The organism is Microbacterium sp. 5K110, from assembly GCF_005774735.1.
Lineage (GTDB): Bacteria > Actinomycetota > Actinomycetes > Actinomycetales > Microbacteriaceae > Microbacterium.
This window is the reverse complement of sequence record NZ_VBUM01000004.1, coordinates 1-20,155: the sequence shown is the minus strand read 5'-3', so window position 1 is coordinate 20,155 and position 20,155 is coordinate 1. Positions and strand designations below refer to the sequence as shown.

At 69.8% G+C, this 20,155-nt stretch carries 19 protein-coding genes; 8 read left to right on the top strand and 11 right to left on the bottom strand.

All coding sequences use genetic code 11. From position 1 onward, the window contains the following. Positions 1–132: 132 nt before the first annotated feature. The 3 genes from FE256_RS02025 to dut are packed head-to-tail and all read right to left on the bottom strand — an operon-like array spanning position 133 to position 1,939. On the bottom strand, positions 133–882 hold the full coding sequence (locus FE256_RS02025) for a DUF3159 domain-containing protein (RefSeq protein ID WP_138172561.1): 750 nt from the start codon (positions 880–882) through the stop codon (positions 133–135). Beyond that, positions 879–1,487, bottom strand: a complete 609-nt coding sequence (locus FE256_RS02020) for a DUF3710 domain-containing protein (RefSeq protein ID WP_138172560.1) — start codon at positions 1,485–1,487, stop codon at positions 879–881. The genes FE256_RS02025 and FE256_RS02020 overlap by 4 nt, the downstream gene beginning before the upstream one ends. Then, positions 1,484–1,939 (bottom strand): dUTP diphosphatase, encoded by a 456-nt coding sequence (gene dut / locus FE256_RS02015; RefSeq protein WP_138172559.1) that lies wholly within the window; start codon positions 1,937–1,939, stop codon positions 1,484–1,486. Before dut ends, FE256_RS02020 begins: the two co-directional genes overlap by 4 nt. Before the next feature lie 12 nt (positions 1,940–1,951). Here dut and FE256_RS02010 point away from each other — a divergent pair, with 12 nt between their 5' ends. Beyond that, positions 1,952–2,443 carry a DUF3093 domain-containing protein gene (locus tag FE256_RS02010; protein WP_138172558.1) on the top strand — a complete coding sequence of 164 codons (492 nt, stop codon included), beginning with the start codon at positions 1,952–1,954 and terminating at the stop codon, positions 2,441–2,443. On the opposite strand, the gene FE256_RS02005 is transcribed toward FE256_RS02010, so the two are convergent. Further along, positions 2,418–2,711, bottom strand: coding sequence for a DUF4193 domain-containing protein (locus tag FE256_RS02005; RefSeq protein ID WP_138172557.1), 294 nt, complete (start codon positions 2,709–2,711; stop codon positions 2,418–2,420). The two genes, FE256_RS02010 and FE256_RS02005, sit on opposite strands and share 26 nt — an antisense overlap. 211 nt (positions 2,712–2,922) lie before the next feature. Between FE256_RS02005 and sepH the strand changes: the two genes are divergently transcribed. After that, a complete protein-coding gene (sepH, locus tag FE256_RS02000; RefSeq protein WP_138172556.1) occupies positions 2,923–3,975 on the top strand; it encodes a septation protein SepH in 1,053 nt (350 codons plus the stop codon). A 13-nt stretch (positions 3,976–3,988) separates the two neighbouring features. On the opposite strand, the gene FE256_RS01995 is transcribed toward sepH, so the two are convergent. Then, a complete protein-coding gene (locus FE256_RS01995; protein WP_138172555.1) occupies positions 3,989–5,116 on the bottom strand; it encodes an alkaline phosphatase family protein in 1,128 nt (375 codons plus the stop codon). A 70-nt stretch (positions 5,117–5,186) separates the two neighbouring features. On the opposite strand from FE256_RS01995, the gene FE256_RS01990 reads away from it, so the two are divergent. Further along, entirely contained in the window at positions 5,187–7,646 is a 2,460-nt protein-coding gene (locus FE256_RS01990) for a DNA gyrase/topoisomerase IV subunit A (protein ID WP_138172554.1), read from the top strand. 137 nt (positions 7,647–7,783) lie between these two features. Here the strand turns inward: FE256_RS01990 and FE256_RS01985 are convergent, their stop codons facing one another. Next, entirely contained in the window at positions 7,784–9,856 is a 2,073-nt protein-coding gene (locus FE256_RS01985; protein ID WP_138172644.1) for a DNA gyrase/topoisomerase IV subunit B, read from the bottom strand. 161 nt (positions 9,857–10,017) lie between these two features. Between FE256_RS01985 and FE256_RS01980 the strand changes: the two genes are divergently transcribed. Continuing rightward, positions 10,018–10,239 carry a DUF7455 domain-containing protein gene (locus FE256_RS01980; RefSeq protein WP_138172553.1) on the top strand — a complete coding sequence of 74 codons (222 nt, stop codon included), beginning with the start codon at positions 10,018–10,020 and terminating at the stop codon, positions 10,237–10,239. A 33-nt stretch (positions 10,240–10,272) separates the two neighbouring features. Here the strand turns inward: FE256_RS01980 and FE256_RS01975 are convergent, their stop codons facing one another. Continuing rightward, positions 10,273–11,331, bottom strand: coding sequence for an alanine racemase (locus FE256_RS01975; RefSeq protein ID WP_138172552.1), 1,059 nt, complete (start codon positions 11,329–11,331; stop codon positions 10,273–10,275). Next, the gene (locus tag FE256_RS01970; protein WP_212743457.1) at positions 11,328–11,972 is read right to left on the bottom strand and encodes an alanine racemase C-terminal domain-containing protein; all 645 of its coding nucleotides are present in this window, start codon (positions 11,970–11,972) and stop codon (positions 11,328–11,330) included. The genes FE256_RS01975 and FE256_RS01970 overlap by 4 nt, the downstream gene beginning before the upstream one ends. A gap of 46 nt (positions 11,973–12,018) precedes the next feature. On the opposite strand from FE256_RS01970, the gene FE256_RS01965 reads away from it, so the two are divergent. After that, the gene (locus FE256_RS01965; protein ID WP_138172550.1) at positions 12,019–13,041 is read left to right on the top strand and encodes a sugar-transfer associated ATP-grasp domain-containing protein; all 1,023 of its coding nucleotides are present in this window, start codon (positions 12,019–12,021) and stop codon (positions 13,039–13,041) included. A gap of 332 nt (positions 13,042–13,373) precedes the next feature. Here the strand turns inward: FE256_RS01965 and FE256_RS01960 are convergent, their stop codons facing one another. The 3 genes from FE256_RS01960 to FE256_RS01950 all read right to left on the bottom strand — a co-directional run bounded on the left by FE256_RS01960 (position 13,374) and on the right by FE256_RS01950 (position 16,579). Continuing rightward, positions 13,374–14,072, bottom strand: a complete 699-nt coding sequence (locus FE256_RS01960) for a coenzyme F420-0:L-glutamate ligase (RefSeq protein WP_138172549.1) — start codon at positions 14,070–14,072, stop codon at positions 13,374–13,376. After that, the gene (locus FE256_RS01955) at positions 14,069–15,382 is read right to left on the bottom strand and encodes an RNA polymerase sigma factor (RefSeq protein WP_138172548.1); all 1,314 of its coding nucleotides are present in this window, start codon (positions 15,380–15,382) and stop codon (positions 14,069–14,071) included. Before FE256_RS01955 ends, FE256_RS01960 begins: the two co-directional genes overlap by 4 nt. A 270-nt stretch (positions 15,383–15,652) precedes the next feature. After that, positions 15,653–16,579, bottom strand: coding sequence for a proteasome assembly chaperone family protein (locus tag FE256_RS01950; RefSeq protein ID WP_138172547.1), 927 nt, complete (start codon positions 16,577–16,579; stop codon positions 15,653–15,655). A gap of 118 nt (positions 16,580–16,697) precedes the next feature. Between FE256_RS01950 and FE256_RS01945 the strand changes: the two genes are divergently transcribed. The 3 genes from FE256_RS01945 to FE256_RS01935 form a co-directional block, all read left to right on the top strand. Further along, entirely contained in the window at positions 16,698–18,164 is a 1,467-nt protein-coding gene (locus FE256_RS01945; protein ID WP_138172546.1) for a leucyl aminopeptidase, read from the top strand. Next, the gene (gene lpdA / locus FE256_RS01940; RefSeq protein ID WP_138172545.1) at positions 18,161–19,534 is read left to right on the top strand and encodes a dihydrolipoyl dehydrogenase; all 1,374 of its coding nucleotides are present in this window, start codon (positions 18,161–18,163) and stop codon (positions 19,532–19,534) included. Before FE256_RS01945 ends, lpdA begins: the two co-directional genes overlap by 4 nt. A gap of 54 nt (positions 19,535–19,588) precedes the next feature. Beyond that, positions 19,589–20,155 (top strand): biotin/lipoyl-containing protein (locus tag FE256_RS01935; protein ID WP_289508567.1); only part of this gene is annotated, 567 nt, incomplete at its 3' end.

Below are 20,155 nucleotides of genomic sequence, written 5' to 3'. Positions count from 1 at the left end.
GTCTCCTTCGTCGGCGTATGCGCAGGCGTCGGCCCGCCCTCTCCCATCTTCCCCGGGGTGTGCGGACGATGCCAGGAAGGCCGACCTAACCGCGGAGCAAGGGAGATTTATCTTGATATCAAGATAAATATATCAGGCCTCGCGACGTGGGGAGAGAGCCCGCACGGCGAGCCACGTGACCGCGAGCATGGGAGCGAACAGGGGCAGGCCCATGATGATCTTCAGGGTTCCGAGTGCGGTGACGTCGCCGGCGAAGTACAGCGGGAGCTGAACGATCAATCGCGCGGCGAACAGGGCCGCCCACCCGAGCGACAGCCAGGAGAACACGCGGCGCTGGCGCTTGTCGGCGCGCCATGAGGTGCCCTCTCCCAGCAGGTAGCCGGCCGCCAGACCGATGAGGGGCCAGCCGACGAGCACCGACACGAGGAACGCGGTGCCGTAGGCGCCGTTCGTGAAGAACCCGAAGACGAAGTTGTCCTGCCCGCGACCGGTGAACAGTGCCAGAACGGCGGCTGCGACGGTGGCGAACAGGCCGCCGATGGCGGCGCTCGGCGGCGACTTGGCGACCAGGCGGGCGATCGTGAAGACCAGGGCCAGCCCGACCGAGACGCCGAGGCTCAGCAGCAGATCGCCCTGGCGCGTCTCGGGATCGATCGTGACGGTGAACAGCACGACGAAGGCCAGCGACGGCAGGACGGATTCCAGGATGCCGCGCCACCCGCCCATCGCCGACCACACGGCGGCGCCGGTCGAGGAGTGCTTCGACGGGTCCAGTCCCGCCCGGCGCGCGGCGCTGCCCAGTGCCGCCGACACGCTGTCGGCCGCCGACGGGGGCTCGAGCGGGACGCGGTCGGCGTCGTCGGGGCGCGGAGCGTCGCTCATGCCGTGCCGGGGGCGGACGGCATCCGCAGGGGGATCAGATCGCGGGGCGGCATGGGCGATCCGCCGCGGACGACGACGATCGAACGGAAGAGGTCTTCGACCGCCGCGGCCGCCTCGACGTCGGATGTCGCGGCTCCCCCGATGACGCCGCGCAGGAACCAGCGCGGTCCGTCGACGCCGACGAAGCGGGCGAGGCGCTTGGCCGAGCCGTCCGCACCGGCCACGACCGGGACCTCGGCGAGGAGCTCGGGGCCCAGCGGGCCCTCGCGCTCCTCGACCCGGCCGCCCTGCTGCTTGACCTGCTGGCGGATCTGATCCCGCGTCTCGGCCCACAGTCCGCTCGTGCGGGGCGCCGCGAACGGCTGCACCTGCAGAGTGGAATCGGCGTAGTCGAGACCGACGGCCACGATCCGCTTGGTCTGCTCCTCGACCTCGAGGCGAAGGTTGAGTCCCTCGCGCGGCAGGATCTTGATACCGCCGAGGTCGATGTAGGGGCGGACGGCGTTCGCCTCGGCCTCGTCGAAGGGGCCCGCGGTCTCGCGGTCCACGGGACCGCTCTTGGCGGGCGGCGCGGCCTCGATCTGCTGGTCGGATTCGTCGGTCATCGGGTGCTCCCTGAAGGGGTCTGGTAGCCGCTGGATCCGAAGCCGCCCTGCCCGCGCACGCTGGCGGGGAGGTCGTCGACCGGGATGAAGCGCACGGGTGGGACGGGCATGACGATCAGCTGCGCGATGCGGTCGCCGACCGCGATCTCGTACGCGTCGTCGAGGTCGGTGTTCAGAAGGGCGACCTTGATCTCACCGCGGTAGCCCGCGTCGATCGTGCCCGGCGAGTTGACGATCGTGATCCCGTGCTTGGCGGCCAGGCCGCTTCGCGGGACGACGAACGCGGCGTACCCGTCGGGCAGGGCGATCCGCACGCCGGTGGAGACGAGCGCGCGGCGACCGGGCTGCAGCGTCACCGCCTCGGCGGCGACGAGGTCGGCTCCGGCATCGCCGGGGTGGGCGAAGACCGGGGGCTCGGATGCGACAATGAGGACGTCCACCGTTTCGGTCACCCCACGAGGGTAATGCAGAAGAGGGGGTGCGGCATCCGCACCGGAATCGAGTACCGCGAACGCCTGAGCCCATCGCTGTGGGCTCTCGGCGCGGCAGCCGTCTGCGGCCCGATGGCGGCGCTGGTCTTCTCGCCCATCGACACCACGCTCGCCCTGGTGGTCGGACTCGTGGTGGGCGTCGGGATCGTCGCGGCGCTCGTCGCGCTCTCCCCCCTCGTCGAGGTACGCGACGGCGAACTGCACGCCGGTCGGGCGCACATCCCCGTGGAGCTCCTCGGGGTTCCCGCGGGTGTCGTGGCCGAAGAGGCGCGAACGGCCCGCGGGAGTGGTCTCGACCGACGGGCCTGGCACGTCATCCGGGGCGGGATCGACGGGATCGTCACGGTACCCGTGACCGACCCCGATGATCCGACTCCGATGTGGGTGGTGTCCACCCGGACGCCGGATCGCCTCGTCGCGGCGATCCAGCGCGCTCAGGTCAGGCTGCGCACTCCAGGCAGATGAAGCCGGAGCCGCTCTCCTCGGCGATCTGGGAGCGGTGCTTCACCAGGAAGCAGTTCATACAGGTGAACTCGTCTTCCTGAGCGGGAAGCACGACGACGTCGAGCTCGATGTCCGACAGGTCGGCCCCGGGCAGTTCGAAGCCCGAAGGGTTGTCGGCATCCTCGTTGTCGATCGACCCCGACGTCTTGTCGGGCACGCGCTCCTTGAGGGCCTCGATCGACTCGCTGTCGTCCTCGGTCTTGCGCGGTGCGTCGTAATCGGTGGCCATGCGTGAAGGTCTCTACTTCCGGTTTTCTGTGGTGCATCGCCCGAACGGGCGGCCATAGTTTGCATGACCCGACCCCGATAAGCAAATGCGCTCGGCGGGGTGAGTGCGGGCTGCGAGGCGTCAAACTCGCGGCGCGCCCGCGATATTCCCGGCTCCGGCGGCGGGGCCATGACAGCATGGGCGTCGACCGCAGATCGGAGGGGTGTTTCGCATGGAACAGCTCAAAGTCATCGGAACCGAGGATGACGTCCTCGTCGTCGCGACCGAGACGGGCGAACGATTCGCCCTGCCGCTCGATGAGGTGCTGCGCGCCGAGGCGCGCCGTGCGCGCCGTGGGCGCGAGCACGACGACGAGCGCGCGCCCCGCCCGAGCCCGCGCGAGATTCAGGCGCACATTCGCGCGGGGCTCTCCGCGCGCGAGGTCGCGGCGCTGCTGAACGCCCGCGTCGAAGACGTCGAGAGGTTCGAAGGCCCGGTGCTCGCCGAGCGCGAGCACGTCGTCGCCCAGGCCCTCTCGGTGCCCGTGCTGCTCGGAGGGGCCCTCGAGCACGACGCCCCGGTCACCTTCGGAGCCGCCGTCCGCGCGAAGCTCGGCGAAGCCGGCGCATCGGCGGAACGGTGGACGAGCTGGAAGGACCCGTCGGGGTGGATGGTGAAGCTCGAGTTCACCGCCAACGGCATCGACCATGACGCCCGCTGGGGCTTCGACCCCCGCCGCAGCAGCCTGTCGCCGCAGAACTCCGACGCGATCCAGCTCTCCCGCCAGGGTTCGCTGCCCGAAGGGTTGATCCCCCGGTTGCGTGCCCTGGACACTCCGCTCCCCAAGGACGACACGCGCTTCGACAGCGGCGCTTTCGGACCGCGGCGTCTCGACATCGAGGATGAGCCCGGCGTCGAGGCCACTGGTCCGGTGAGCACCGCGGTTCAGGCTGCGGCGATCAAGCGGGCTCCCGACGCACCGGTGACCTCGTCCGAGACGGCCGACCTCCTCGAGGCGCTGCGTCGCCGACGCGGACAGCGCGAACCCCTGCCGGGGACGCCCGAGGTCCGCGAACCCGAACCCCGCACGCCCAGTGCCCCCGTCGCGCTCTTCGACGCTCTCGAGCCGGGCTACCGCGCGGAGGAGCCCGAGACGACCGAGACCGAACCGGATCGGACCCCCGGTCCCTCGGCATCCTCGGACTCCGGGCGGCGCACGAAGGGGCGACCGTCCATGCCCTCGTGGGACGAGATCGTCTTCGGGGCGCGCAGCGACGAGAGCTGAGTCAGCGCAGCTCTCAGGCGAACGCGCCGAGGCGCAGGAGCGGAACCGTCCGTTCCTCGTCGGTCAGCGACCCGTGCTGGCCCACCATGCGCTGAGGGCGTTTGTCGCTCTCGCGGTCGTCGTAGTAGGCGAAGCGTCCGCGCGCGGCCACGAGCACGTCGCCGATGCGCTCGCTCACCTCGGGGGCGACCGAGCCGAACAACCCGGCCGCGATCGCCTCGTCGCGCGTGAGGACCCACGCCCGCGACTGCTCTCGCTCCCGCCACCGTGACGCCACGGCATCCGCGCGCCCCGGGGTGACGTAGAGGTGGAGCATCCGGGGCTCGCCGCCGACGATCTCGACGTCCTCGAGCAGAGGGTCGCCGTCCGACAGCAGCACGTGCTTGTGGGCGGGAACGTCGACCATGCCGTGGTCGGCGGTGACGAGCACGCCCGTGCCGGGGTCGATCGCGCCGTCGAGGTCGCGCGCGGCGGCGTCGACGCGTTCGAGGGCGTCGGTCCAGCGGTCGGACTCCCAGCCGTCGCGGTGGCCGGCCGTGTCGAGATCGGGCGCGTAGAGGTAGACCAGGGCTCCGGGATGCCGCGCGGCCAGGTCGGCGGCGATCGCCGCGCGCTCGCGCACATCGGCGGACGAGACGAACTCCGCGCCGCGCAGTGTCGCCGCGGTGAATCCGGTGCCGGTGTAGTCGGGGCGGGACACGACGAAGCACGGTCGTCCGCGCTCGGCTTCGATCTCGAGCAGCGGACGGCTGCGCTGCCACGTGCAGGGATCCAGGCCGTCGGTCTCCCACCCGTGCAGCTGATTCGCCGCGATCGATGTGCCCGGGATCCGCGTGCGGTAGCCGACGATGCCGTGCTCCCCCGGCTCGGTGCCGGTGAGCAGGCTCGTCAACGCCGCCGCCGTGGTCGAGGGGAAGACCGTTCGCGCGACGTCGCGGCGCGAGCCGGCAGAGCCGAGGAAACGCGCGTGGCCACGGCGCTCGGCCAGGTTGTGCGAGCCGAGCCCGTCGACGACGAACACCACGGCGCTGCGGGCGGGGGCGAACCACTCCGACCGACCCTCGAGGGCGGCGATCGCCTGAGTCACCACACCGGTGAGGCTCCGGGCACGCGGCGGACCCGCCGGTAGGCTGAGAGACATCGGGGCCAGTCTTCCATACGACTCCTCGCCCCCGTCGAGAACGACGCCCGCCCGACCCGAGGCCGTACCTATGCCCGATTCCCGTTCCTCCGCCGCTTCCCCCGTCGCCGAGCGCATCGAAGACGTCGATGTCTCGACCGAGATGCAGGGGTCCTTCCTCGAATACGCCTACTCGGTCATCTACTCGCGGGCGCTCCCCGACGCCCGCGACGGTCTGAAGCCCGTACAGCGCCGCATCCTCTACCAGATGGCCGAGATGGGTCTGCGGCCCGACCGCGGTCACGTCAAGAGCGCGCGAGTCGTCGGCGAGGTCATGGGGAAGCTGCACCCCCACGGCGACGCCCCGATCTACGACGCCCTGGTGCGTCTGGCCCAGCACTTCTCGCTGCGGGTGCCTCTGATCGACGGGCACGGCAACTTCGGCTCGCTCGACGACGGCCCCGCCGCTCCCCGGTACACCGAGGCGCGACTGGCGCCGCCCGCGCTCGCGCTCACCGAGAACCTCGACGAGGACGTCGTCGACTTCATCCCGAACTACGACGGGCAGTTCCAGCAGCCCGACGTGCTGCCGGCCGCTTTCCCCAACCTCCTCGTCAACGGCGCCACCGGTATCGCGGTCGGTATGGCCACGAACATGGCCCCGCACAACCTCATCGAGGTCGTCGGGGCGGCGACGCACCTCCTCCAGAACCCGGATGCCACGGTAGAGGAGCTCATGGAGTTCGTGCCCGGCCCCGACCTGCCTTCGGGCGGCATCATCGTCGGGCTCGACGGCATCAAGGACGCGTACACGCACGGCCGCGGGTCCTTCCGCACGCGAGCGAAGGCATCGATCGAGTCGCTCGGCCCGCGCCGCACGGGCATCGTGATCACCGAGCTGCCCTATCTCGTCGGACCCGAGCGTGTGATCGAGAAGATCAAAGACGCCGTGCAGTCCAAGAAGCTCACCGGGATCGCCGATGTCACCGACCTCAGCGACCGGCAGCACGGGCTGCAGCTCGTCATCGGCATCAAGACCGGTTTCGACCCGCGGGCGGTGCTCGAGCACCTCTATCGACTCACGCCGCTCGAGGACTCTTTCGGCATCAACAACGTCGCACTGGTCGACGGCCAGCCCCAGACCCTGGGACTGCGGGAGATGCTGCGGGTCTACCTCGACCACCGTCTGCGCGTCATCACGCGCCGCAGCGAGTACCGCCTGGCCCGCAAGCGCGAGCGCCTGCACCTGGTGGAGGGTCTGCTCATCGCGATCCTCGACATCGACGAGGTCATCCAGGTCATCCGCTCTTCGGATGACGGCGAAGAGGCCCGCACGCGTCTGCAGGAGGTCTTCGACCTCTCGCATCCCCAGGCCGAGTACATCCTCGAGCTCCGCTTGCGGCGTCTGACGAAGTTCTCGCGCATCGAGCTCGAAGCCGAGCGTGATCAACTGCAGGCCGAGATCGACCAGCTCGTCGAGCTGCTCGGCAGCGAGACCCTCTTGCGCGCGCAAGTCGCGACCGAGCTCGAGGCGGCGGCCGAGGCGTACGGCACGCCCCGCCGCACGATGCTGCTCAACGGCGGTCCGGTGCAGCCCCGGTCGGCCAAGGCTGCGGCAGCCGCCGACCTGCAGATCGCCGATGCTCCGTGCCGGGTGTTCCTCTCGGCCACCGGGCGGATGGTGCGCGCCGAGCTCACCGCGGATGCCCCCGGCGGCGGCGTCGTGCCGCCCACGCGCCGGGCCAAGCACGATGCGATCCGCTCCTCGGTCGACACCACGACCCGGGGCGACATCGGCGCGGTGACCTCGACCGGACGTCTCGTGCGCTTCTCCCCCGTCGACCTCCCCTCGGTGCCGGGCAACGCCGTCCAGGTGGCCGCGGGCACGAAGGTCGAGCAGTACCTGACGCTCGGCAGGGGCGAGCAGGTCGTCGCCCTCGTGCCGTTGATCGACGGTCCGCCGATCGCTCTCGGTACGGCCCAGGGCATCGTGAAGCGCGTCGCGGCCAGCGAACTCGGCACGAAGCCCGAGATCGAGATCATCGCTCTGCGCGACGGCGACCGGGTCGTCGGTGCCGCCCCGGCATCGGACGCCGCAGAACTGGTCTTCGTGGCCAGCGACGCGCAGCTCCTGCGGTTCGACGCCTCGTCCGTGCGGCCGCAAGGGCGTTCGGCCGGCGGGATGTCCGGCATCCGGTTGTCCGACGGCGCGCACGTCATCGCATTCGCGGTCGTCGGGGGTTCGGCGTTCGACGCGGTCGTCGTGACGGTGGCCGGTTCGTCGGCCGTTCTCACCGGTGCGGATGCCGGAAGCGCCAAGGTCTCGGCCTTCACGGAGTTCCCTGCGAAAGGGCGCGCGACCGGCGGCGTGCGGGCACAGCGTCTGCTGCGCGGCGAGGATGCGCTCGTCCTGGCATGGGTCGGGTCCGACCCCCGCGCGGTCGGCGCCGACGGTGCCGTACGGACGCTGCCCGAACCCGGAGCCAAGCGCGACGCCTCGGGAACGCCTCTCGACGCGGTCGTCGGCGCGATCGGCACCGCGATCCGCTGAGTCGCCCCTCGTAGGGGCACCCGCTCGGGCCGTGCCTTGACTCGGCGTGGTCCCCCGCCGCGGCGGGCGGTCGCACCGGGTTCGGGCCGTCACACCGAGTCGGGCCGGCACGAACGGCCTCGGCCGGAAGCCGCGGGTCAGACGTCGATGCGTTCGCGCGCCAGGCGGTCGCTGGAGTCCACGATGAATTCGCGGCGCGGGGCCACGTCGCTGCCCATCAGCAGGTCGAAGACCTTGGCGGCTTCCTCGATGTCGCGGACCTGTACGCGGCGCAGCGTGCGGCCGGCGCGGTCCATCGTGGTGGTCGCGAGCTGATCGGCATCCATCTCGCCCAGGCCCTTGTACCGCTGGATCGGCTCCTGCCAGCGCTTGTTGGACTTCTTGAGCTTCGCCAGCAGCGCGTGCAGCTCTTGCTCGCTGTAGGTGTAGATCGTCTCGTTGGGCTTGGAGCCCGGGTTCATCACGATCACCCGATGCAGCGGCGGGACCGCGGCGAAGACGCGCCCGGCCTCGACGAGCGGCCGCATGTACCGGAAGAACAGCGTCAGCAGCAGCGTGCGGATGTGGGCGCCGTCGACGTCGGCGTCGCTCATCAGGATGATCTTGCCGTAGCGGGCCGCGTCGAGGTCGAACGAACGACCCGAGCCGGCCCCGATCACCTGGATGATCGACGCGCATTCGGCGTTGGACAGCATGTCGCTGATCGACGCCTTCTGCGTGTTGAGGATCTTGCCGCGGATGGGGAGGAGCGCTTGGTAGGCGCTGTTGCGCGCGTCGCGCGCCGTCCCGAGCGCCGAGTTGCCCTCGACGATGAAGAGTTCGGAGTCGGCGACGTCGTTCGAGCGGCAGTCGACGAGCTTCGACGGGAGCGACGAGGACTCGAGGGCGTTCTTGCGACGCTGGGTTTCTTTGTGGGTGCGCGCGGAGATGCGCGCCTTCATCTCGGAGACGACCTTCTCGAGCAGCAGCGCCGTCTGCGCCTTGTCATCGCGTTTGGGCGAGGCGAAGCGGGCAGCGAGTTCTTTCGTGACCACCTGTGCGACGATCTGGCGCACGGCCGGGGTGCCGAGCACCTCTTTGGTCTGTCCCTCGAACTGCGGCTCGGGGAGGCGCACCGTCAACACGGCGGTGAGGCCGGCGAGGAGGTCGTCTTTCTCGATCTTGTCGTTGCCGACCTTGAGCTTGCGGGCGTTCTGCTCGACCTGCGTCCGGAGGATCTTCATGAGCCCCTGCTCGAAGCCCTGCTGGTGCGTGCCGCCCTTGGGCGTGGCGATGATGTTGACGAACGACCGTGTCGTGGTCTCGTAGCCCGTGCCCCAGCGCACGGCGATGTCGACCTCGCAGGCGCGCTCGACGTCGGTCGGCACCATCGACCCGCCCGGCTGGAGTACCGGGACGGTCTCGGTGAAGGTGCCCGTGCCGGTCAAGCGCCACGTGTCGGTGATCGCGCTGTCGGGGGCCAGGAAATCGGCGAACTCCGAGATGCCGCCGTCGAAGCGGTAGCTCGTCTCTACGGGCTCTTCGCCCCGTTGGTCGGCGATGACGATCTCGAGCCCGGGAACGAGGAACGCCGTCTGACGCGCGCGCTGCACGAGCTCGTCGAAACCGAACGCGGCATCCTTCGTGAAGATCTGGCGGTCGGCCCAGTACCGGATGCGGGTGCCGGTCACGCCGCGCGGGGCCTTGCCGACGACGCGGAGCTCGCTGCTGCGCTCGAACGGGGTGAAGGTCGAGTCGGGGCCGTCGCCGGAGAACACACCCGGCTCACCCCGGTGGAACGACATCGCGTAGGTCTTGCCGCTGCGGTCGACTTCGACGTCGAGACGCTCGGACAGCGCGTTGACCACCGACGCACCGACGCCGTGAAGGCCGCCGGAGGCCGCGTAGGAGCCGCCGCCGAACTTGCCGCCGGCGTGGAGCTTCGTGAAGACGACCTCGACGCCGGTGAGTCCGGTGCGCGGTTCGACGTCGACCGGGATGCCGCGGGCGCGGTCACGCACCTCGACGCTGCCGTCGCCGTGGAGGACGATCTCGATCCGCGAGCCGTGCCCGCCGAGCGCCTCGTCAACGGAGTTGTCGATGATCTCCCACAGGCAGTGCATGAGGCCACGGGAATCGGTGGAACCGATGTACATGCCCGGGCGCTTGCGTACCGCTTCGAGGCCCTCGAGGACCTGGAGATGATGGGCGGAATACTCGGACGTCACGATCTCCCAGCGTAATCGGGGGCCCCGACATCGGCTTGCAGACACACGGCCCCGCGGGGCCGACGTACGCGCACAGCGAAATGTCAGGCCCACGCGGCATAAGGGAAACGTCCCCGTGGTTCTATTGACAGACTCGCCCAACGACCACGAGGAGGGCACCCGAGATGACCACTACGACCGCACCCGAAGCGTCCGTCGTTCTCGACCACCGCCTGACGGCGGCGGATCGCTGCGACTCCTGTGGGGCGCAGGCCTATATCGCCGCCGAGGTCAACGGCAGCGAACTCCTCTTCTGCGCCCACCACGGACGCAAGTACGAAGAGAAGCTCCGCAGCATCGCGACGTCGTGGCACGACGAGACCGCTCGTCTCAACGCCGCCGACTGACCAGACTCATCCGAACGGGCCTCGCGCCGCTCCTCACCGAGCGGAACGGGGCCCGTTCGACGTGTAGCGGCGGGTGATGGCGGGCGAGACCCGCAGAGCGATCTCCTCGCCGATCGTGTCGATCAGCTCCGCCAGATCGGTCGCGGATGCCACTCCCCCGCGCCCGAACACCGTCACCTCGTCGCCGATCGCGGCATCCTGCCATCCTGCGACCACCGCAGAGGTGGCGTCGATGGAGAGCATCAGGCGCGGGCCCGCGGGCGTGTGGACGGAGAATCGCCCCGACAGCGAAGAGGGAATACCCAGAAGAGAGCCGACGTCCACGCGCACCGTGTCGTCCATGACGCCGGTCACGGTGCCGACGAGGGCAGAGATCGGCTCGATCCCCAACTCCGACTCCCCCGGTCCGCCTGCGGGGCGGATGCCGTACGAGAACGCCCCCACCCGCACGAGGTCTTCACGGAACGGCGCTCGGGCGAACCCCGCGGCGCTGGCGGCCAGGTGCGAGTAGCGCGGCGTGAGCCCCGCGGCGACGGCGGATTCCCGCGCAGCCAGGAAGATCGCGCGCGCGTCGTCGTCGTCGGCATCCGAGGCCTCGGCGATGTGCGACCACAGGCCCTCGAACCGGGCGCGGCCGGCATCCACAAGCCCGGAGAGGCGCTCCAACGCCGCGTCCCAGCGTTCGGGACGGATGCCGTTGCGGTGCAGGCCCGTGTCGATCTTGAGGTGCACGCGGGCCGGTGCAGTCGGCACGGGGAGGGCTGCGAGGTCGTCGAGCAGGGACTCGTCGCCGATGCCGAGGTCGAGACCCGCCGCGATGCCGTCCGCGAGGTCGTCGGCACCGCCCAGCAGCCAGACGAAGATCCGGGCCTCCGGTCCGGCGACGGCGCGGACCGCTCGGCCGGTCACCACGTCGAAGGCGCCGAACCACCGGACCCCCTCGTCGGTCGCCCGCTGCACGATCGCCTCGAGTCCGTGCGCGTAGGCGTCGTCCTTCACGACGAGCATGTGCTCGGCGGGCGCGATGGCTTCTCGGACCCGGGTGAGATTGCGCGCGAAGGCGTCGAGGTCGACCCGGTACTCGGCGGTCATGCGCCCACCGTCCGCTCCGCACGCGCACCGATGGCCGCGACGATCTCGCCCGCGCCCCAGCCGGTGGCATCCATCCACTCCCGGAGCGACGGCTGACCCGACTCGGGGTCGCCGAAGAAGACCACGTCGGCACCGCGGACGGGTCGCGCGGTGCCGACGTCGACGACGCAGACGTCCATCGCGACACGGCCGACGATCCGATGACGCCGCCCGTCGATCGCGACGTCGACGGCGTTGCCGAGGGACCGGACGACGCCCTGCGCGTAGCCGCCCGTGACGAGCGCGACCGTCGTGTCCCGTGGGGCGCGGTGCGTGTAGCCGTAGGACACGCCCTCGCCCGCCCGCAGCGGCTTCGTGCCGAGCACGCGGCCGTGCAGCGACAGCACGGGCCGTGCCCGCGGATCGCCGCCGGGCAGCCCGAACAGGGTCGCCGCGTCGAGGGCACCGGCGTCGACGTCCAGCGTGGAGAGGACGGATGCCACCCACTCCGCGCCGTGGCCCCACGCGTCGACGGCGAGGACGTCGTCGACGGGCCCGACGGGAGCGAGAAGAGCGTTCGCGCGCAACGCCGACTCCGACAGGCGGGCCACCGGAGCCACTCCTCGGCCGGCGTCGGCACGGACGGAAGGCGCGGAGGTCACGGCATCTAGACTATCCGGGTCCCCCGTTCCCGACCCCGGAGCCTCAATGCCTCAGCAGGGTTTCTCCCCCGTCACCCGTCTGCGCTACCTCGCCGGACGCGCCCGCCGCATCGACGTCGGGTCGGTGGTCGAGCGAGCGAAAGAGGCCTCCGCGCAGCACGGCAAAGCCCTGCCCCTCGTGGTCGCCGACATGCTGTACCAGGCGGGCGTGAAGAACGTCGGCTTCCAGGACTACATCGACTACGACTTCGCGATCCTCAGCCCGGCCGAGCGCGCGACGTACATGACGCACCCGGTGTCGAACCAGATCTCGCAGAAGTTCGACCACCCCGACTATCGCTACATCTTCCAGGACAAGGTCGAGTTCGATCGCCGGTTCAGCGAGTTCCTCCGCCGCGACTGGATGATCGTGGAGCAAGGCAACGTCGACGAGCTCCGCGCTTTCACCGAGCGTCTCGGCACGATCGTCACCAAGGAGCCCGTGGGCCAGGCCGGAACCGGCGTGCACCGCTACCACGCGGCCGAGATCGAGGACTGGGCGGAGTTCCACCGCGGATTGCTCGAGCGCGGCGAGATCCTCGTCGAAGAGGTCATCCGCCAGCACGACGACCTCGCCGCCGTCTGCCCCGGCACCGTCAACACCACGCGTGTCACGGCGTTCTTCGACGGGGAGAAGACGCACATCCTGGCCATGGCGCAGAAGTTCGGTCGCGGAGCGGTGAGCGACCAGATGACCTTCGGCGGCTTCTACACGATGCTCGACGAGAACGGCCACGCCCTCGGCGCCGGCTACGACTCGCACGGGCACGTGCACGAGAACCACCCCGACTCCGGGGCCCGCATCGGCGACTTCCAGCTGCCGATGATCGACGAGGTGAAGGCGTTCGTCGACAAGGTCGCCCGCGTCGTCCCGCAGGTGCAGTACGTCGGCTGGGACATCGTCGTCGGCCCCGAGGGACCCGTGCTCGTCGAGGGCAACTGGGGTGCCGGCGTCTATGAGAACAAGCCCAGCGTCACCGGCATCCGCACCGGCCACAAGCCCCGTTACCAAGCCGCGATCGGCTTCTGACGACCGGATGCCATGAGGCCCGCCGTCGCGCGGGTCGCACAACTCCTGCATACCCGCGCCTGAACGCCGATCGGCGTGGTCGCGACGGTTTTCTGCAGGAGTTGTGCGGTTCCGGGGTCGTTCGGCGATGGCAGCCGCGCGGGAGTGCCTCGCCCTCGTCTTCGCGCTCGGTCGTGTCGGGCGCTCCGGCCGCGCGCAGGCACAACTCCTGCGTACCCGCGCCAGCGCGCTACTCCGAGCGGCGGCAGACTGATCCTGCCGGAGTTGTGCGCTCCCGGATGCCGAGAAGGCCCGCCCCTCGATGAGAGAGCGGGCCTTCCGTGTGTTCGGTGTCAGGCGGGGCGGACGATGCCGAGCGGCGTCGACTCGTGGCCCTGGCCGAGCGGGTTGTCCTTCAGGATCGCGACGAGGCGCTTCTCGCCGGCCTTGTCCATGGTGGACCCGAGGATGTTGCCGCCCAGGTCGTTGATGTCGACGACCGCGACCTGCAGGTCGACGCCGAGCAGCGACTTCAGGTGCGCGGCGACCTCACGAGGGCGCTCCGGACCCAGGACGACCGCCTGGTTGTACGGCGGGATCGTGCCCTTGGTGGGGCCGTCGATCGCGCGGGCCTTGTCGCCCGCGATGCGGTAGAAGTCTCCCTTGCGACCGAATGCCTTGGTCACGGCCGAAACGGCCGCGGCGAACAGGATGCGAGGGGTGCCGCACTCGCGCAGCGCCATCTCCATCGTCTCGGGCATGCCGAGACCGATGCCGTAGGGCGTGCGGGTGACGTACTTCGACAGGAAGAGCGCCAGCTTGCGGGGCTTGATCGTGTCGAGCTTGAACGAGCGGCCCTGCGTGATCGCCACGATCTTCTCGGTGACGAACAGCAGGTCGCCCGGCTGCACGGCATCCTTCGCGTACTCGAGGATGAAGGCGTCGAGGTCGTCGCCCGGCATGACGACCCGGGTGCGGATCGGGATGCGGGCGTACGACGTGCCCTCGACGGTGACGGTGAGCGCCTTGCCGGCGTTGGCCTGCCCGCTCACTCGAGGTAGTCCCGGAGCGACTGCGAACGGCTGGGGTGCCGCAGCTTGGCCATCGTCTTCGACTCGATCTGGCGGATGCGCTCGCGCGTCACGCCGAACGTGTCGCCGATCTGGTCGAGGGTCTTGGGTTGGCCGTCCCCCAGGCCGAAGCGCATGCGGATGACACCCGCCTCGCGCTCGCTGAGCGAGTCCAGGAGCGACTCGAGCTGACGCTGCAGCATCGTGAAGCCCACGGCGTCGGCCGGCACGACCGCCTCGGTGTCCTCGATGAGGTCACCGAACTCGCTGTCGCCGTCCTCGCCGAGCGGCGTGTGCAGCGAGATGGGCTCGCGCCCGTACTTCTGCACCTCGATGACCTTCTCGGGGGTCATGTCGAGTTCGCGGCTCAATTCTTCGGGCGTGGGTTCGCGACCGAGGTCCTGCAGCATCTGACGCTGGACACGGGCGAGCTTGTTGATGACTTCGACCATGTGCACCGGAATGCGGATGGTGCGGGCCTGGTCGGCCATGGCGCGCGTGATCGCCTGACGGATCCACCACGTGGCGTACGTGGAGAACTTGAAGCCCTTCGTGTAGTCGAACTTCTCGACCGCACGGATCAGACCGAGGTTGCCCTCCTGGATCAGGTCGAGGAACTGCATGCCGCGGCCGGTGTAGCGCTTGGCGAGCGAGACCACCAGACGCAGGTTCGCGCCGAGGAGGTGGCTCTTGGCGCGCTGACCGTCGCGGGCGACCCACTGCAGGTCGAGACCGAGCTGGCTCGTCTTCTCTGCCGCGGACATGTTCGACAGCTTCTCTTCGGCGAAGAGGCCTGCCTCGATGCGCATGGCGAGCTCGACCTCTTCGGCCGCGTTCAGCAGCGGGACTTTACCGATCTGCTTGAGGTAGTCCTTGACCGGGTCGGCGGTGGCGCCGGTGATCTGCGCCGAGTAGACGGGGACGTCGTCCTCGTCGCTCGAGGAGATGACGATCGCACCGGTCGGGAGGGCCTCGGTGGGCGTCGCCGGGGTCTCGTCGTCGTCGTCGCTGTCGTCGTCGGACTTCTTGGCCGCGGGCTTCGCCGAGTCCTCGGACTCGTCGTCGGAGTCGTCGGCGACCTCGATCTCTTCGTCGATGTCCTCCTCGACGTCGTCCTCATCGAGGTCGTCGTCGGCGCCGGCCTTGGTCTTCGCCTTGGCGGGAGCGGCCTTGGCCTTGGCGGGGGCCTTCTTGGCCGCGGTCTTCTTCGACGCGGTCGTGGGCTCCTCCGCGGTGTCGAGGTCTGTGTCCTTCGCACTGCGGGAGCGGGTCTTGGTGTTCGTGCCTGCCACGTTTCGCCTTTCACCGGGAACGCGCGTTGCACGGCCGCCGGTCGTTCTCGGACACTAGTAAGACCCTTGTCAAGTCCCATCCTGTGGAGCGGGCTCCGGGATCGGCCGACAACGGGTCAGGTTCTTCATTGTCTCACATTCCCGGTGCGGGACTTGACGTGCACCGGGCATCTGTGCGTAGACAACCACCGCGCGCCGCGACGTATTCCTCCGGTGGAGGCGGAAAGCTCCGGATGCGGCCCGTGGACGAACTGCGGGATTCGGTCCGGCTCAGCCGAGCCGACCGCGCCGGTCGTCGTCGCCGGGCCGCGTGGCGAGGAATCGCTCGAGTTCCGCGGCGAGTTCGTCGGCGCTGGGCAGATCCCCGGTATGGATGATCGGGGTCGCCGAGGTCGAGCCGGCCATGTAGGCGTCGTACCGCTCTTCCAGGCCCTGCAGCATGCGGGTCAGTTCGTCGCTGCCCTCGACCTGCTCGGTGACCTTGGTGAGGAACTCACGGTTCTCTTCGCGCAGCACCTCTCCCGAGAACACCAGGCCCGTCGCCACCGTGAGACTGTCGAGTCCGGCCAATGCGGCCGCCGGGTATTCGGTGTCTCCGAGGTAGTGGGGAACGAGAAGGGCGAATCCGGACACCTTGGCGCCCGCTTCCGCGAACCGGTATTCCATGAGGTGCCCCACGGTGGACGGAACGTGCGTGTGAGGCCGCCACACCGAGTGCGCCTCGGCGAGGTCGCTGCGAGTCCCGCTGACGGTCGTTCCGATCGGACGCGTGTGCGGCACCGGCATGGGGATCGCGTGAACCCACGTCACGGACGACACTTGCAGCCCCGCGCTGATCTCGAGGACGCTCTCGACGAAGGCGTCCCAGAGGAAATCGGGCTCGTAGCCGGCCAGCAGGAGGAACGGGTGACCGAGGGAGTCGTGGGCCAGCGAGAGCTCGAGCTTCGGCGGCCGGTAGTCGGTCAGGTGGTCTTCGACGAAGGTGATGAGAGGCCGGCGCGCGCGGTAGTCGAGAAGCATGTCGTTCTCGAACACGACCACGGGGTGAGGCTCGAGGTCGTCGCGGAAGTACTCCACCAGACGTGTCACGGCACCGCCCGCGTCGGTGAAGCCGGTCAAAGCGATCACTAGCGGCAGCCCCGACGGCACGGGCGGCGCGGCGGGAGCGCGGTCGTACAACGGTGCGGGATACGGCATGTCCCCACTCTACGAGCCGCCCCGGACACGGCGGCGGTGGAGCGTCCCGCTTCTAGCGAACAGCCACCGCGCGGGGTGTCCCGCTTCGCCCGCAAGTCGCGAACCTAGGATGGAACCCATGCCCTTCCCCTCCGTGACGCACACCGACAGCTCCGTCCTCGAGTCCGACGCCGATGCGATCCTCCTCGTGGTCGCGAAGTCCGACGGAGCGACCTCCGATCCGCAGGGATGGGATGGTCTGGGCGCGTCGCTGAAGTCCGTCGGGTTCACCGGCGCGTCCGGGTCGTTCCAGCGCGTGCACGTCCCCGGTGTCTCTCTGCCCGTCGCCGTCGTCGGCGCCGGTGCGAGTCCGGATGCCGCTGCCCTCCGCGACGCCGTCGGAACGGGACTTCGTCAGCTCACCGGTTTCGACCACGTCGCGGTGCAGTCGCTCGTCGAGGCCGGGTGGAGCACGCTCGCCGAGGGCGCCGCCCTGGGCGGATACCGCTTCGCCGGGTACAAGAGCGAGGCGCCGAAGGCCCGCGCGACCCGCGTGACGGTCCACACGGCCACATCGCCCTCCGAGGCCGATCAGACCGCCGTGGCGGCGGTCGCCGGCGCCGTTGCGCTCGTGAAGGACCTCGTGACGACCCCCGCCGAGTGGCTCGGACCGGCTGACTTCGCCGACGCCGCCGTCGAGGCCGTGAAGGGTCTCCCCGTAGAGGTGGAGGTGCTCGACGAGCAGGCTCTCCGTGACGGCGGCTACGGAGGCATCCTGGGCGTCGGCCAGGGATCCGACCGCCCGCCCCGCGTCGTGCACCTGCAGTACTCCCCCACCGGTGCGGAGCGCCACGTCGCTCTCGTGGGCAAGGGCATCACTTTCGACACCGGCGGGCTGTCGCTCAAGCCCGCCGCCTCGATGGTGGGGATGAAGTACGACATGTGCGGCGCCGCGACGGTGCTCGCGGTGCTCCGGGCGGCCGCCGAGATGCAGCTTCCGGTCCGCGTCAGCGCGTGGCTGTGCATCGCGGACAACATGCCGTCGGGCCGCGCGACCCGTCCCGGTGACGTGCTGCGCATGCTCGACGGCAGCACCGTCGAAGTGCTCAACACCGACGCCGAAGGCCGCTTGGTGCTTGCCGACGGCCTCGTCGCCGCGAGCCGTGAGAACCCCGACCTCATCGTCGACGTGGCCACTCTCACCGGCGCCATCACCGTCGCTCTCGGGAACCGGCACACGGGTGTGATGGGCGAGGACGAAGCGGTCGCCGAGTACCTCGCTGCCGCGGGACGCGTGTCCGAGCTGGCCTGGCAGTTGCCGCTGCCCGCCCACATGGTCGATGAGCTGGACTCCCCCATCGCCGACTTGCAGAACGCGAAGATCGGCGACCCCGCGGGCGGCTCGCTCTTCGCCGGCCTGTTCCTTCGACACTTCGTCGGACGCGTGTCCGACGAGGCCGATGCTCCTCGCATCCCCTGGGTGCACCTCGATATCGCGGGTGTCGGCATGAACAAGGGCGCGCCGTATGGCTTCACCGACAAGGGCGTGACCGGCGCCACCGTGCGCTCGCTCGTGGAGTTGATCTCGGCGGGGAGCATCCGGTGACCGAGTACCGCGCCGACGTGGTCGTGCTGGGCGGGGGCAGCGGCGGGTATGCCGCCGCCCTCCGTCTGGCGGAATTGGGCAAGGACGTCGTTCTCGTAGAGAAGGACAAGCTCGGCGGGACGTGCTTGCACCGCGGGTGCATCCCCACGAAGGCGCTTCTCCACGCCGCCGAGGTCGCCGATGCCGCGCGTGGGGCCGCGGAGATCGGGGTACGGGCGTCGTTCGACGGTATCGACCCCGCTCGCGTGCGCTCCTACCGTGAGGGCATCGTCGCGAAGAAGTTCAAGGGCCTCGAGGGGCTCATCTCGGCGCGCGGCATCCGTGTGGTCCGCGGTGAGGGGACGCTCGAAGCGGGTCCGGCCGTGCGCGTGGGAGACGACGTGTACCGCGGGACCGATGTGATCCTCGCGACCGGATCGTACAGCCGCAGCCTCCCGGGTCTCGAGATCGGGGGTCGGATCCTGACGAGTGAGCAGGCTCTCGACCTCGAGGTCGTTCCCGACCGTGTCGTGGTGCTGGGCGGCGGTGTCATCGGTGTCGAGTTCGCGAGCGTGTGGCGCTCGTTCGGCGTCGAGGTCACGATCGTCGAGGCGCTCCCCCATCTGCTCCCCGCCGAGGACGTCTCGTCGAGCAAGGCGCTCGAGCGGGCTTTCCGCAAGCGCGGCATCGCCTTTCAGCTCGGGCGACGGTTCTCGTCGGTCGCCGAGCGCGCGGACGGTGTGACCGTCTCGCTCGACGACGGCACCACCCTGGAGGCCGACTACGTGCTCGTCGCCGTCGGACGTGGTCCCGCCACCTCGGGCATGGGCTTCGAGGAGGCCGGTATCCGTTTGGAGCGCGGCTTCGTCTCGACCGACGAACGACTCCGGACCACCGCCGCGCACGTGTGGGCGGTCGGCGATATCGTCGTGGGTCTGCAACTCGCCCATCGCGGATTCCAGCAGGGCATCTTCGTGGCGGAGGAGATCGGCGGTCTCGCACCGGTTCTGGTGCCCGACGTCGATGTCCCCCGGGTGGCCTATTCGCACCCCGAAGTCGCCTCCGTGGGACTCACCGAGGCCCAGGCCCAGGAACGTTTCGGTTCCGACTCCGTCCAGGCGTACGAGTACAACCTCGCGGGCAACGGGCGCAGCGAGATCATCGGTACCTCCGGCATCGTGAAGATCGTCCGGCGGGTCGATGGGCCCATCGTCGGAGCGCACCTCGTCGGCGATCGCGTCGGCGAGTTGATCACCGAGGCGCAACTCGCCGTCGGATGGGAGGCGCACCCGGAAGACATCGCGCCCTTCGTCCATGCCCACCCCACCCAGAGCGAAGCGTTGGGTGAAGCGTTCCTCGCGCTCGCCGGCAAACCGCTGCACGCACTCTGATCCCCCAGCCGTCACTAAGCTAGACACCGCATCCGGTACGAAGGAGACATATCCATGAGCACTTCCGTCGTCCTCCCCGCTCTCGGCGAGAGCGTGACCGAGGGAACGGTCACCCGCTGGCTCAAGCAGGTCGGTGACACCGTCCAGGAGGACGAAGGTCTGTTGGAGATCTCGACCGACAAGGTCGACACCGAGATCCCCTCGCCCGTCTCGGGCGTGATCGAAGAGATCCTCGTCCAGGAGGACGAGACCGTCGAGGTCGGCGCGATCCTCGCGAAGATCGGTGATGGCTCCGGTAGCTCGTCGTCCGACGACGCGCCCGAAGCGGCTCCTGCCGAAGAGGCTCCCGCCGCCGAAGAGCAGACCCCCGCCCAGCCCGCCGCGGAGTCCGCTCCCGCCGAAGCCGCTCCGGCCGAGCAGCCCGCACCGGAGACGTCCGGTTCGGACGACTCGACCGAGGTGAAGCTGCCCGAGCTCGGTGAGAGCGTCACCGAGGGCACGATCACCCGCTGGCTCAAGGCCGTCGGCGACGACGTCGCCGTGGACGAGCCGCTGTTGGAGATCTCGACCGACAAGGTCGACACCGAGATCCCCTCGCCCGTCGCCGGCACGCTGCAGGAG